Here is a 14,547-nt window from a genome sequence, read left to right on the forward strand (position 1 = left end):
TGATGTGTCGAGCCTAAATGTTAACACTTTTTGTCAGATTATCTTGCAAGTTCTGACAATTCATTTTGGTTTGCTCCGATATCTTCAGGAGATCCTTTACCTTTATCTAAATACTCAGAGCATAAATCAGCATAGCATTTACGCTTTGCACCATCAGCACATCTAGCTTGCAACAAGTATTTCTTGGCACTTTCTAGAAAACCTTGGTTTTGTAAATGATCTAGCTCTTGTTGTGTAGTACCTATTTCTTCAGGAGATAAACTGTAGTTTGTTAAAGTAGTACGGCATAAATTTGCAAAATATTGGCGATTTGTGCAGCTGTTGTCGCGGCATTTCTGTAAGTATTCTTGACAAATTTGCACTGGGTTCTTGCTTTTGATACGAGCTGCTCTACGGCGACGCCTAACTATTTTTCGCGATAACTGTGTCAACTCTTCATGATTTGTGCCTATGTCCAAAGGAGAAGCAGCGCATTTTGCCAAACAAACTTTTGTCAAATTTGCAAAATAGTTTCTAGTACTTCCTGAAGCATTTCTAGCTTTTTCCAGATATTTTTTTGCTAATTCAAGATACACGTTTTATTCCTCAAAAGTTTTTTTACGCTGTGTAAATATACTTTTGCCAACTATCATCAAATCAACCTGTCCTTCAGGCACAAGAATTGGCATTATGAGGGCCTCTCTTCCCTTTGGCAAAGTTATATATTCTTCGTCTACTTTTTTGATTTTAGGCGGTTTCATTTCAAATTTTATATTATGGTTGTCTAACTTACTAAGGGCGTTACCGCAAACGATGTTTACAAATTCTCCTGCAACTTCTAAAAGTGTGTTGTCGTCTATTTGTTCTTCTTCTTCGATCTCTATCATTGATTCAGCAATTGCTATGGCAACTTCGCGGCTAATGTTTAACATATACATCCAGTTGAAATCACCTGAGAAAGATAACTCGACAATAATACCATTAGACTGGATTTTTTCGTTATCGAAATTCCAATCGCCTTCTAAAACAAAAAATTCTGCAAGGCGCATTAATAATTTTAATGTTTGCTCTGTAAAAACTTCAAAAACTAAACCATTTTCTAAATTTTCTTTGATCCAGTTTAATCCATAAACACCTTGATCATCTTGATCAAGAGATCTAAACAATTTTAATTCAGCATCTAATTTTTCTTTTAAAATAATTTTTTCTTGGGCCATAATTTCTTCCAAATGAATATAGTGCTTTTTTTGAATGTGCAGCAAATTTTGTATTTGACTGTGAGTTAAAATTCTCATTTGCATAGTTAACTGACCAAAATATTTGTTTATGCGTTTTTGTACTTTTAGAATTTTAGTCACCTGTTCGGGTATCATTACACCTTCTTCTACAGCAATTTCACCTATTTTTCTATTGATCGAATTTTGAACTTCCAAACAATGTAGTAGTTTGTCTTTTGAAATAACCCCTTTTTGAAGTAAGTATTGTCCAAAAGAGCTTCCTATGACTTGGTAATCATCGTCTTCTTCCGATTCGTATTCTATAATAGGTGCTTTACTACCGAGAATTTTAGCAAGTGTTTTTAGCAGTGTGTATGTTTCGAATGGCTTCGTTATATAGTTTTTTACACCTATACGAAGCGCCTCTATGAGTTTTTTCTTACTTCCGATAGATGTCACCATAACAATCCGAGCTTGAGGATCATATTTCAAGATTTGCCTTGCGCTGTCAACGCCTTTTAATTTAGGCATATTGTAATCCATGAGCACTATATCTGGCGACACTTCTTTATAGTCTTGAACTGCAGCTAGTCCGTTGGGACTTTCGCAAACGACATCATATCCGCTATCTGTCAGAATTTCACGTAGTACCCTTCTCATAAAGCTAGAATCATCCGCTATGAGTACTCTGACCATTTTTTACCTTTCTAAGAAACTATCTAGCTTTTGATGTTTTTTAAGTTGACAATATCATGAACGATTACCAACTCTTCGCTAGTGAGTACCTTTTCAATATTAAGTAGTATCTTTATCCCTTTGATATCTTTGGCAATTGCCTCAATAAATTCGGTTTTTACTGCAGAACCAAACTGTGGAGTTTCTTCTTTTGACTCTTTTTGAATGTCCGCTACTTCGTAAACAGCATCAACAATAACACCCATTTCGCTTTGCTTAATATAAACAATAGCAATACAAGTATTGCGATCATACTCTTTATCAGGTAAGTCGAATTTTTTTCTCAAACTGATAATGGGAATTACTTTTCCTCGAACATTTACCATCCCTGCAACAAAATCTGGTGTTTGTGGAATAGGTGTAATATCTTTAATCGCTATGATTTCAGAAACGTTTGTTATTTGAATCCCGTAAGTTTGGTTATCTAAACCAAAAGTTAAGTATTTATTTGAAACATTGGCGGATGACATTTGCATTTCCTTAATTTACGACATGGCACGCTCGACAGATTGCATTTCCAAGTATTTTTCGGTAATATTGTTTAAGTCGAGAATATACGCTATACTACCATCGCTTAAAATAGTAGTGCCTGATATTCCGATAAGTTGTGAAAAACTTTTACTTAAGCTTTTTATTACCACTTGTTGCTGTTGTTTTACTTCATCAATTACTAAACAGTAAGGTTGTTTATTTTTATTGACGATTACCCCAATTTTTTGATGGAAATTACGCGATAAGCACGATGTATCAATGATTTCTTCGGTGTAAATAATGGGTATACTGTTGTCTTTGTGAACAACAACTTCCGCGCCATCAATTAATGATGATATCGAGTTTGGTGACAATTGAATAAACTCTTTGATGTCCTTTGAATTTAAAATATAGTTATTATTATTGATCTTGGTGATAATTCCGTCTAACATTGCGAGTGTAAGTGGTAAAGTAATGGTAAACTTAGAACCTTTACCTTGTTGAGAATGTATAGTAATTTCGCCTTCAAGAGCTTGTATTTTCTGTTTTACTATACCTAGCCCCATACCACGCCCTGAAATTTCTGACAGGTTTTCTTTGGTGGAAAATCCGGTGTGAAAAATAAAATTTGCCCAATCGATATTAGGATCGCGTAAATTTTTAATCAAGCCCAACTTTAGTGCTTTTTCTTGTATTTTCGGGATTTGTATTCCGCAACCATCATCTTCAATTTCAACAATGATATTTCCAGCACTGTGGTAGGCGCGTAAAAAAATATTTGCCACTGCGGGCTTCTCTATTTTTTTTCTTGTTTGAGCATCTTCTACTCCGTGATCTACAGCATTACGCACTAAATGCATAAACGGATCGTGAATCGCTTCCACAACTGTGCGGTCTAGCTCCGTATTTTCTCCAAAGGTGTGTATAACTATCTCTTTATTTAGTTTTTTTGCTAGATTGCGGCCCAAGCGTTTCATACGTTGAAAAATAGGTTGAATAGGTGTCATTCTTGCGCGAAGTGCTACTTTCTGTAGTTGTTTTACTAATTTTGTGCATGATGATATTTTCTTTTGAGTTGCAATGCTTTTTACTTGGGAGATATTTTCATCGTTTTCAACCATGGAGTAGGAAATAATGAGTTCCCCTACTGTATCGATTAAGTCATCAAGATCAGATGTTTTTATTTTGGTGATAGCCTGTAATTCAAGGTTTTCGACAATATCTTGTGTTTTCTGTGCTGAGTACTCGTGCATATCACTATACGGTATAGTGATTGTCTCTTCTACTTGTTTGGAAATTGATTGGGTTCGCGTAATTGTTTCTAAATTTAAAGGATCAATCATTTTCTCGGTTTTAACGCGAACTTCGTCAGAAAAAACCTGTTGATTTTTAAGAGGTGCTGCTTGAGATGCTTGTTCTAATTCAATTAGATACTCCTGAAATTCTTCGACAAGCATGTTTGGGTTCGTGATAGCTGTGAATTGACGATTATCAAGATAACTTTTTAAAGATAGATCCATTTCTTTAAAACAATCAATTGCTCCAAATAGAAGGTTAGCGGCTTCTGGAGTTAGCGCTGATATTTTTTCAAGAAGGGTTTCTGCAATGTGCGCTACTTTTACCATGTCGTGCATTTGTAATATTCCAGCGTTGCCTTTTATTGTGTGGAATACACTTAGTAAATCTTGTAATTTATCTTGGTTATCAGGCGAGTTTTCTAACGCAAGGATTGCCGATTCTGCTGTATCAAATAGATCATTCATGTCACTTAGAAAAGCTACTATATGATCAGGGTTAATCTCTTGCTCTGGTATGGAAAATAAAATTTTACTTTCTGAATTATTGTAGTCTTGCGCATCTTGTTTGTTTTTAGCGAAACTCTCTTCAGAGTTTTCGATATCTTCAGTAGGTCGAGGCTCTTCTTTTTCGATGTTATCTGTGTTCTCTATATCATCGATTTCTTCTTCTAAATCCTCTATTTCTAATCCTAGTCCCTCTGGGATGTCTACAGCCATAGGGTCATCTTCGTTTATAATTTCTCGGACCATACATTGCAAGGTCGAACAGGATTCTATTACTGTACCTAAGTCATACTCAACATCTTCTGATTCCTGTAAAACTATACTCATTGCAATCTCTGCTGCTTTTTGTCCGATTTTAGATAAAAAGGAATATTCAGTTTCCGCAAGAGGAGCAACGATCTCCATTAATTCGTCGTGGATATTTATAATAGTAGAAAGATCGGATTCATCCGCTTCTACAGCATTTATTACTAGCTGATCTATTTGCTCAATGATTTCATCCCATGTTAAGTCTGACATGGTGTTCTCCTACACGCCCTAAAATCAAAAATCACTGTACTCTATCTCTTTTAAAGGAACCAAATTTCTATCCTGTGTTGTGATATTTTTTTGTAGTAAAGTTGCTTCTGTATCTTCTCTTTGCATGAGAGAATTATGTAAATGTGGTATTGTTGTTTCTGTCTTTCGGTATGATAAAAATGTAAGTAAGTTACGCAAATTACTTGCTGTAGTTTGTTGTTCTATAGCTTGGATTGTACAATTTTCCTCCATTTTCTTTAGAAAATTTTGCGTGTTTTGTAGTGGTATTTTTTGTTCTTGGCACCACTGTTTGACGCGAATAAGTAGTTGTAAACGATTTCGCATTATTTCAATAATTTCTTTTGCTAGTTGCTGCCTATTTGTTAATTGGTTTAGTGTATGAAAATTATTAGCGCTATCTACGACTTGTCTTGTTGTTTCTTGGAGAAAAAATTGAATGCTCGAAGCTACACTTTGGTATTCTTTTGCTAATATTGAAAAAGCTTCATGTTCTGACGAGTTAGATGCCTCTATTGATGTGTTTAAGGACAGTATACTAGATGTAAAAGATAATCCTTGTGCTTTGTTGATTGTAATCGAAATATTATGTTGGTATTTTGTAAGCTGATTGACTAAATCTGAGACTTTGTCAATATTTTTTATGTTTTCTTGTAAGGTCTTTATTAATTTTGCAAATATTTTTTCTACGTCTCCTAACATCACTTCAAGGTCTTGATTTGCAGTAATAAATGTCTGTAGTTGAGTATTTGCACTATGGCATGTCGAACGTAAATCTTCTGCCTCTTGGGAACGTTGAATGATATTATGTTCTATTTTTTTTAAGTTTGTCGCCATATCATTCCACTGGTGTTGGTTTAATTGTGATTCTTGGTAGAGTTGGTAAAACTGTGGAGCTAGGTTGTAATAGCAAATAGCGACTGTTACTAATACTATAACAGCAAAAATAAAGTATAATGCTAACTCTTTGGAACCAGAAAGTTTGTTAAGAGTAATAATACTATCTTGCTGTAGTATTCTAACTGGAATTGCATTTGTAGATGCGGCAGGTAAAAGATTTTTCCTACCTATAAATAACTTAAATTCCATGTTTTTTGTATTGATAGAAACATTTTTGTGAATTTTATTCATGGATGTTTCTATTACAATATACAAAGGGAAATGCTGTTCTAAAACAACTTTATTTGCTAAGTACACACTACCTAAATCCTGGTTTTGTTTGTCAACAACCATTGCAAAAGATTTTTTTTGTAAATGAATTTTTAAGAAGTCGGTAATTTTTTCTTGGAATAGATTATTTGTCGTGAGAAGGGTTTGCATTGTTTTTGAAAAAAATACGTGTACATTACACTGTTCATTTTTATGAAAAAAATGCATAAGTGATTGTAAGTCATTATAGAAAATATTTTGTAATTGGGATTCTATATACAGTGTCCAAGGTGTGTTTTCAATTTGGCTAAAAGATCCTACTACGAATCTTTGACTTAAATCACGATATATTGACGATGCTACTGTATTTTTTGACCATACTTTAGAAAGAAAGACTTGCGTTTGACTATGAAGTGATTTAGTACGTAACTTTTTATCTTGTCCAACAATAAATATATCAGAAATTTGCTGAGAAATACCTTCGTAGAGTATTGGTTCGATGGTCTGTGTTGTTTTCATTTGGAATATAGTAACCACTTCTTTTGTTGGCGAAGCAACAAAAAACGTTTTTTGTTTTGCATCTATATCCGAAACAAAGGTATTTTTTTTTCCTGCAGAGAAGGCCTTCGCTATGGCTAATTTTTTATAATTTTTGCTCGCTAAATTTTTACGAAATAAGGAACTTGATGCTTTGTTTGTACTCCAAACTACTTCACCACTCATAGAAACCATATAAATGTGTTCTATTTTTTTGGCGCGCGCAAAAGCTTCTACTTTATTTGTATAACGATTATATTTTTTCCAAACATCGAGTTTTTTTTGTACATATCCTCGATAAAGGTTTTCAATCATTTTTGAGAAAAAAGGATTATCGTTGAAGACCTCTATTTCTTTTTTAATATGTGTATAATATTGCTTTACAGCGCGTTTTTTTTGCCTCACAGTGTCTCTTTGTTGTTTAGCAGAATCTTGGTAAGATTTTTTTGCGTAAGATGCCATATAATCAAGGTTTTCTTTTTTTTGTTGAAAATATTCAGTAAAGAAACGCTTGATTTTGTGTTGATTTAGATTCTGATATTGACGCTTTGACTTGTCATAAAAATAAAAATGAAAAATAAAACTTATTATGGTTACTGCAAGAACTGTTGCAACAATAATAGTAAATACTTTATTTTTAAGATCATGTATTTTTGCTGGCAACATGCTTTTTCTTTCTTTTAACTTACGAATAAACGAGTCATTTTGAAAATATACTTACGACATTAAGTCACTTACAGTAATATCGTAAATAATAATTTTACTATTAAAGCCCTAAAATGATAGCTTTTAATATACAAAATTTACTTTTATTTTTATACAAAATACTTGGAAAAATTTGCGAGCATTTAAGCAAATATATTTTTTACATTACTATAAATTAGGTAAGTGTGTAGTACTTTAGCTGAATTTTTCATTTTTTACGCTATTGAAACTTAGGGACATGGTGGGAAATAATTTACGATTTTAGATGTTCTTTTACTTATTGACGATTATTTTTTATTTACAGAAATCGATTATGAGTATTCAAAATATCGCGCCGATAAAATAAAATTTCTGGTAGTTCTCACAAATAATGATTCAAAATGTATAAAAAATAGCGTTTTTTGACTCTATGTTACTATTTATGATAACCTTAGCAAGCTTCTATGCAGAATGAGCCGATTATATTCCGCGACATACCTATTTTTTTACTTATAAGTTCTAGGGCGTGTCATCATTCAAAATATTGTGTGTTTTTTCGAGCCCGAGCCCGTTTGCGAGCCCGTTTCCGAAACTTTCACTAACAATTTATCAAAGAAGCAAAGTTTCTTTTTCCATCGCAAAAAACTAGTATTGAACCAATAAATCACTTTCTGTCGCTCTCAAAAAGTTTTCGGGCGCGGGCTCGCAAACGGGCTCGGGCTCAATACTACTGGCGTATCATTAAATGAATCCGTACAACTGTAGTACTAGTACTCGCCTATTTTTGTTTAACAAAGGAGTTCTTTATGAAATGGTTAGTTTTTTTGTTTTTTTTTTCTATAAGTTGTTATGCGCAAGCAGGGGAAGAAGCTTTTGTACAAGCAGTAAAAGAATATTATGAAAATCATAATTATCAAGAATCTTGGCAAATAAATGAAAAAGCTATTCAAATGCGAAAAGATTCTCGGTACTTAGCACACAAAGCTAAAATGCTTTTTATGGGACATGGCACAGATAAAAAGATCACATTGGCAAAAGAGATGGTTCGGAGTATATCGCAAGAAATAAGTAAAAATAAAGATGCTTTTTCTTTATATATGTGTGGATGGTTTTCGTTTATCCCTGTTGGAGAGAAGAAAGATAGAGCTAAGTCTTTTCATTTTTTCAAGCAAGCTAGTGAGCTTGGTTTTAGCCCAGCAATGAACCATATAGGGGTAATGTATCGTTACGGTCTTGGTGTAGAAAAGAACCTAGATACTGCTATGATTTGGTATCAAAAAGCCGCCAATTTAAATTCAGCTTATGCTATGAATAATATTGCAACAATGTATTACTATGGTGCAGGGGTTAAAAAAGATATAAAACAAGCTGGAGATTGGTTCAAAAAAGCTGCTGATTTACGTTTTCCAGAAGGAATGTATAGATATGGACTTATGAACTATTATGGCGAAGAAATGGATATCAATCAGGAAAAGGCCGCTGAGCTATTTACTTTGGCAGCAGAAAAAAAACATTTTCTTTCGATGTATAACTTGGGTGTAATTTATTTCTATGGTACAGGGGCTGATTTTGATTTTTCTATTGCGCGCAAGTGGTTCTTACAAGCAAGTAAATATAAACATTCCGAATCCATGGCGTTTATCGGTGAGATGTACGAAAAAGGCTTTGGAGTAGCGAAAGACAAACAAAAAGCACTTGAGTGGTATCAGAAAAGCGCTGCTCTTGGGAATGAAAGAGCACTGAAAAAACTTCAAAAATAGTGTTTGCATTTTTATTTAGTGCTTGTTGCTGTTGTAGTGAAGGTTGTAAGCCGCAAGGAAAAAACAAAGTATTATCCCTAAAAGAACTAATTGTGGTTTGTTTGCTATTCCAAAAAAATTGTTATTGTACGGAGCTAACCATGAATTATAGGCGTCACTTAGAGAAGACAGAGGTAGTAAAGAGCATAACATGAGTATTCCAACAACATAGTGGGTATTCTTTGTGTTTGAGAAGGTGCTAAACACCATTGCAACAAATTGAAATGATATAAATACAAATAAAGTACACAAGAAATAATACCCCCAGATATACGAAAATGCTGTGAGGTAAGAAGAATAGTCTTTGTAGCTCGGAATGCTGTAGCGTGGAATCGCTAAGGATAGAATGAGTGCGATTGATATAGTACTTTTTGTCATACATAGCGTTTTTTGCCATATAATATTGGAAATACCAATTGGCGTGGTCAAAAGAATGTGCCATCTTTGCTTTTGTTTTTCTTTGTAGAACAATAAAGTATTACTTGTGATAATTACTAGCATTGTAAGTAGTAGAGTTGAGAAAGATGATAAATGTTGAAAATTCCATGTTTGTAAAGAATAGCGCCTGAAACATATGATCGCTGTGAAAATAATGATATGTATCGTATATTTAGGACGATTGATACGAGTTTGTAACCACCAAATAGGAAAACGTAAACTTACATCTGATTGCTTTATTGAATAAAGCATTGCAAATAGTAGTGCAACTAAGAAAACAATAGCAAAAATAGTAATTTGGTGACCGTTGATGATATTTTTGTAGCGGCCAACTAAGATAATAACAATAGTTACCATTGCAAACACAGCAGTAATGCAGTAACAAAAAAGCAAAATATAATCGTTAAATTTGGTTGGCATGTTGTAATGAAGAGATTTTTTGAAGTACTTATTTTTTGACTTACTTGTTTTTTCTATTGAGAGATGTTTACTGCTAAAAATGGTTTGTAAAGGTATCAATTGGGCAGCAAAAATTATAGTTATGATGCTAAAAATCCAATTTATACTAGTGCCCCAGTATAGGTGCATTAATTGATGTTTATCTTTTGCAAACAACAAGATATGTGATAAGAGATAGATCGGTGGGGTTCGAAAAAATATGCGTGGTAATAGAATGTATAAGCTAAATACGGACAAATAAGATGCAATGATGGCAGTGGTTGTACTTGTAAAATAACAGGAACAAAAAGCTCCTATCGCTGTAATTTGAAACATTGTAAGTATTAGTGAATACAAAGATAATACCAAATCAGAGGACGTAACTCCACCCAGTAGGTAACTGAGATAAATAAGAGGAAAAGACATTGCAATTAATAACAAAGAAGTAAATAAAATACTTAAATATTTTTCAAATAATATTTGTGTTGTTCGCAATGGACTAACTAAAAGTAGATCTAACGTTTGTTGCTCTTTTTCACGAACAATAGTTTGCGCACAAATATTTGGTAAAATTAACAATATTGCAATAGTGTTAGTGTAGGATATTACTTCTAAAAGGCGTTTTCCTTTGCCAAGTAGTGTAAAACGACTCAAACGAGTGATGTCAGACCAAATGGTGAGAAAAATCGAATATAATACTATTCCATAAATAATTCTCATAACATAAGTTTGTTTGTTATGTGCGTGATTGATCAACTCTTTTTGTAGCAAGGGAAATTTAGAAAGCATTGTTGTCCGCCTAAAAGTTGTTTAATTTAAGCAAATCGCAAAAAGTTTTTAAGAGCACGCAGCTTGCCTTTGAGTGTCATAGCGGCGTTGAGCCTTCGGTTACATAGCTACAGTTATGCGCCTCTCAGGCTCTCCTTGCTCTGACACTTTTTGCGACTCACTTAACATATATACTATATTTTATAGCAAAATCAAAAAAAAGATTTTATAATAGTCTAAGTCTTTGTATAGTAAAAAGTTACAGTGACGGTTTTTGTACGGTTTATTGGTGATAAATATATTGAGGATACAAACTACAGGAGTTTACAATGGATTACCAAACAATTACAGTTAAAGAAGCGGCTAAACGCAAAAAAACGTCTATTCCGACAATTATGAATTGGATTGGAAGTAAGATTATCGCTGAAAAAAATCCGCGTTGGACTATTCTTGTAGATGACTGTTTTCAGCAAGCTAAAAAAGGTAAATCTTTGGGTAAAGACTTGCAAGAAAAAGTAGATTTTGTGTCGCAAAAAATAAATCAAGGCAAAAACATGCTTGATGTACTTACAGCGTATGAAAAAAAAGCGCCTAAAAAGAAAAATTCTCAAAAAGTAGTGAAAAATATAGCTAAAGATAATTCTAAACCATGGGACTTAGGACAAGATGTACTTTGGTGTGACGCTAAAAAGAAATCTAATCGTATGGGAATTATTCGCGATGTAAAAAAACGCGTGCAAGTAGAGTTTCGAAATGGCCAAAAAAGCTGGGTAGCAAAATCGAGTTTACGTGCTATCAACCAACCAACAAATTTTTATTCTACAACTACAGCAAAAAAAGATGTATTGTCTATAACAAAACCAAGTTATTTAGAAAAAAAAGCTTTTGAGTTTGAGCAGCAAATTCTTGCTTTAAAAGAAGAAATAGAGTGTGCTATTGCTGAACGCGATAAAGCGCGGGCATATCGTATTGATTTAGAAAATAAAAAAAATGAAATGCACTCACAAATTAGCGAACTACAAGAGGCGCTTAGTGAAAAACAAGAGGTAGTAGACATGCAAAAATCTCAAATTGATGAGCTTAAAGAACGCTTGTATGAACAACACAGTCGAGCAAATCGCAGTGAGTTTGAAAATGAGAAATTAAATAAAACACTCGAGGAATATAAAAATAACTTAACTTCTACCAAGAAAGAGTTAGAACATACAACAGCATTAAAAAATTACAATCAATCTGAAAAGATGTCTTTGCAAGATCAAATAGTTGAAAAAGTAAAAGATGTTGTATGTATCCCGGCTAATTCAAATATTGCAAAAAGAAGACAAGAGGATATTGAAGCAGGAAGACCTGTTTCAGATAATATTCAAGTTATTGATGTTGATGCACTACAAGCGCGGCTCATTCGCGAAGCAAAAGAAAAATATAAAAACCATGCTTTTGTGAAAGTAATGAATGAAACGGCGCGAAAAAAAGCAGAGAACGACAAAAAGAAAAATATATCCTAATTTACTGTAAGCCTACATTACTAAAGCCACCATCAACGCAAATACTTGTTCCTGTAACATAAGAGGAAGCAGGCATTGCTAAAAAAGCGATGGTTCTTGCTACTTCTTCCGGTTCTGCAATTCTTGCTAAAGGTGTACGCTCTAATATTTTTTGTAAACGTTTGGGGTTGTCGAGGACTGGTTTGGCAAGTGGAGTACGTGTGTACCATGGTAAAACGCTGTTTACTCGTATATTATCTTTAGCCCACTCTACAGATAAATATCTTGTAAGTTGATCAAGAGCTGCCTTTGTCATTGAGTATACTATACCTGATCCGATATACTTTAAACTTGCAACAGAGCTGACATTGATGATGGAAGATGAAGAAGATTGTTTTAGGTGTGGATGAAGTGAACGTAGCAAATCCCAAATAGAGGTAAGGTTGGTTTCTTGAATATGTTGGTATTCTTCGTCACTATAACTACAAGTATCTTTTCGTATGTTAGTCGCGACATTATTGATTAGTATATCTAAGTGAGTCCATAAGTTCTGAATTTCTTTTTTTATTTTATCCCGCTCACATTTCAAAGAAATATCAGCGCAGATTCCATGGACACAGATACCTTTTTGTTTCCAAAAAGATATCTGTTGTTGTAAACTTTCTTCGCTTCGAGCTACTACACACACTTGCGCTTGCAACTCGATAAATTCTTTGACTGTTGCCAGACCAATCCCTTTTGTGCCTCCAGTGATTAAAGCTGTCTTGTTTTTTAAAGTCCAGTGGCTACTCATTTTTAGCTTTCATCGAGGATTCGAAGTCCTTCTAGCAATAGTCGCTGTAAATTTTCTTGCATTGTTTCTTTTAACGGTAATTTTTCTTTATGAAATTGGAATTGTCCTTTTTCCCATTTCATAATACTAAAAAAAGCATTTTCACCAACAGCACCAGAAGATATTTGCGTATTAATAACGCTACCTTCTTTAAAATATATATCACCTACAAGTTCACTGTTTTGAATCGTTAAACAACCTGTCTGATTGTCACCACTAAGCATTTGTAAAACGCTAAAAAGAGGGATTGTCTCTATATTTCCCTGCAAACTTGAACGTAAGTGTTTTATTTCTTCAACAGATGGAACTCTAAATACATTTTGCCCCATATCTGTTTTTAGTGTTTTGTTGTGTTGATATTCGCTTTTCTTTTCCGACTCTCTGTAAGTGATTAATTGGTTTCCAATTAATATTTTATCACCAGCTTGTAATTTGTGCTGCGTTTCAATAATCTCATCGTTGACAAATGTTCCATTACTACTTCCTAGGTCCTCAATAATAAAACCATTATCTCCCCATTTTATTACTGCATGATAACGCGAAACATTATCAAGTGAAAGAACTAAACGGTTATACACTCCGCGACCTATTGTAAATTCTTCTTCTTTTTGAAGTTGCGCTAAAGGGTAAGGTGGACATTCAACATAAGCAACAATGTTATTGTTATTATTTTCTTGAGTCATTTGCATTCCCAAATGAATAGGATATTTGTTACGAGATATTTGTAAGTGACCTGACAAAAGTAATATCCAACAAATAATTACTTTTGGCAGGTCACTTGCCTATTATTTTAATGAAATTATGTGGTTTAGTCAAGCCACGAAAATAGTGTAATACTATTTTTTCCAGTTTAATGGAGGAGAAGCTGTAATATTACGCCAAAAAAAAGTGGCGTTATATTTTTTTGAGTTGTGTGGCTCGTGTAGAAAATACATATCCCAAGGTATATACTTAGAGTATACGGTGCCTATTGGAGAAAAATGATGTATTTTGGGTATCTCAGTTAACATGACCCACGCTTTTGTATTATAACTACGCATATGTATAGATAGAATATCTTTTTGGGAAAATATACTAAATTTTGAAGAAAAAAGAGCGTTTGCCATCGGTTTGGATTTTTGTTGTGTACTTTTTTCTAAAAGAGCATGAGCGTTTCCTGCAAGTAGAATGATTTTATCAAGTTTTTTGGCCTGAAAAACTTTGGTAATGTTTTTTGCCATACCTATATCTCTATTGTTCCAATCTTCAGGATCATAACAAATGATTGGAATTTCTTTTAAAGCGGCTTTTTTTATAAGCAAAGCTATCGCCGTGCTTGACCTTCCATCTTGAAACTTTGTTGGGTAGTTAAAAGGAATTGATTGTTTTAGTTGTTCAAAATTATTTGTTTGGAAAAAAGTATCTATAGTCTTCTGAAAAGTTTCTGACATCTCTAGTCCAACAGCTACTTTTTCCTTTTTACTGTGGATGAGTTGCGATAACTTGTAAATGAGTTCAGGACCTTCATTTGTTCCGTGGAGTTCTCCTAAAATGATTACACGGTATGGTTTTATAATTTTGTAAATTTTAGCAGGAAGTTCATTTTGGACGCGAATCGCATTTTTCTCGATAAACTCTTGCGTTGTTTGTGCTGAAAGCAAAATAATCGTTGTAGCTAGTAATAATAGTTTTTTCATT

11 protein-coding genes are annotated in these 14,547 nt (G+C 33.6%); 2 read left to right on the forward strand and 9 right to left on the reverse strand.

What is annotated here, in order from left to right:
* Positions 1-38: 38 nt before the first annotated feature.
* From UABHE_RS01955 to UABHE_RS01975, 5 genes are read right to left on the reverse strand one after another with little or no spacing between them, the layout of a single operon-like run.
* Positions 39-575 (reverse strand): hypothetical protein, encoded by a 537-nt coding sequence (locus tag UABHE_RS01955; protein ID WP_372368498.1) that lies wholly within the window; start codon positions 573-575, stop codon positions 39-41.
* Between the two features lie 3 nt (positions 576-578).
* Positions 579-1,892, reverse strand: coding sequence for a response regulator (locus tag UABHE_RS01960; protein WP_372368500.1), 1,314 nt, complete (start codon positions 1,890-1,892; stop codon positions 579-581).
* 23 nt (positions 1,893-1,915) lie between these two features.
* Complete coding sequence (locus UABHE_RS01965; RefSeq protein WP_372368501.1) at positions 1,916-2,401, reverse strand: chemotaxis protein CheW; 486 nt, start codon at positions 2,399-2,401, stop codon at positions 1,916-1,918.
* A 15-nt stretch (positions 2,402-2,416) separates the two neighbouring features.
* Complete coding sequence (locus UABHE_RS01970) at positions 2,417-4,723, reverse strand: chemotaxis protein CheA (RefSeq protein ID WP_372368503.1); 2,307 nt, start codon at positions 4,721-4,723, stop codon at positions 2,417-2,419.
* Between the two features lie 24 nt (positions 4,724-4,747).
* Positions 4,748-7,093 carry a hypothetical protein gene (locus UABHE_RS01975; RefSeq protein WP_372368504.1) on the reverse strand — a complete coding sequence of 782 codons (2,346 nt, stop codon included), beginning with the start codon at positions 7,091-7,093 and terminating at the stop codon, positions 4,748-4,750.
* 824 nt (positions 7,094-7,917) lie between these two features.
* Between UABHE_RS01975 and UABHE_RS01980 the strand changes: the two genes are divergently transcribed.
* Complete coding sequence (locus UABHE_RS01980; protein ID WP_372368505.1) at positions 7,918-8,871, forward strand: tetratricopeptide repeat protein; 954 nt, start codon at positions 7,918-7,920, stop codon at positions 8,869-8,871.
* Between the two features lie 15 nt (positions 8,872-8,886).
* Here the strand turns inward: UABHE_RS01980 and UABHE_RS01985 are convergent, their stop codons facing one another.
* Positions 8,887-10,575, reverse strand: a complete 1,689-nt coding sequence (locus tag UABHE_RS01985) for an ABC transporter permease (RefSeq protein WP_372368506.1) — start codon at positions 10,573-10,575, stop codon at positions 8,887-8,889.
* A 308-nt stretch (positions 10,576-10,883) separates the two neighbouring features.
* Between UABHE_RS01985 and UABHE_RS01990 the strand changes: the two genes are divergently transcribed.
* Entirely contained in the window at positions 10,884-12,059 is a 1,176-nt protein-coding gene (locus UABHE_RS01990) for a hypothetical protein (RefSeq protein ID WP_372368507.1), read from the forward strand.
* A gap of 1 nt (position 12,060) precedes the next feature.
* On the opposite strand, the gene UABHE_RS01995 is transcribed toward UABHE_RS01990, so the two are convergent.
* The 3 genes from UABHE_RS01995 to UABHE_RS02005 all read right to left on the reverse strand — a co-directional run bounded on the left by UABHE_RS01995 (position 12,061) and on the right by UABHE_RS02005 (position 14,546).
* The gene (locus UABHE_RS01995; RefSeq protein WP_372368508.1) at positions 12,061-12,831 is read right to left on the reverse strand and encodes an SDR family oxidoreductase; all 771 of its coding nucleotides are present in this window, start codon (positions 12,829-12,831) and stop codon (positions 12,061-12,063) included.
* Between the two features lie 2 nt (positions 12,832-12,833).
* On the reverse strand, positions 12,834-13,610 hold the full coding sequence (locus tag UABHE_RS02000) for a DUF4388 domain-containing protein (RefSeq protein ID WP_372368509.1): 777 nt from the start codon (positions 13,608-13,610) through the stop codon (positions 12,834-12,836).
* A gap of 96 nt (positions 13,611-13,706) precedes the next feature.
* Positions 13,707-14,546 (reverse strand): hypothetical protein, encoded by an 840-nt coding sequence (locus tag UABHE_RS02005; protein WP_372368510.1) that lies wholly within the window; start codon positions 14,544-14,546, stop codon positions 13,707-13,709.
* Position 14,547 lies beyond the last annotated feature (1 nt).

It is taken from the genome of Candidatus Uabimicrobium helgolandensis, assembly GCF_041508025.1.
Lineage (GTDB): Bacteria > Planctomycetota > Uabimicrobiia > Uabimicrobiales > Uabimicrobiaceae > Uabimicrobium > Uabimicrobium helgolandensis.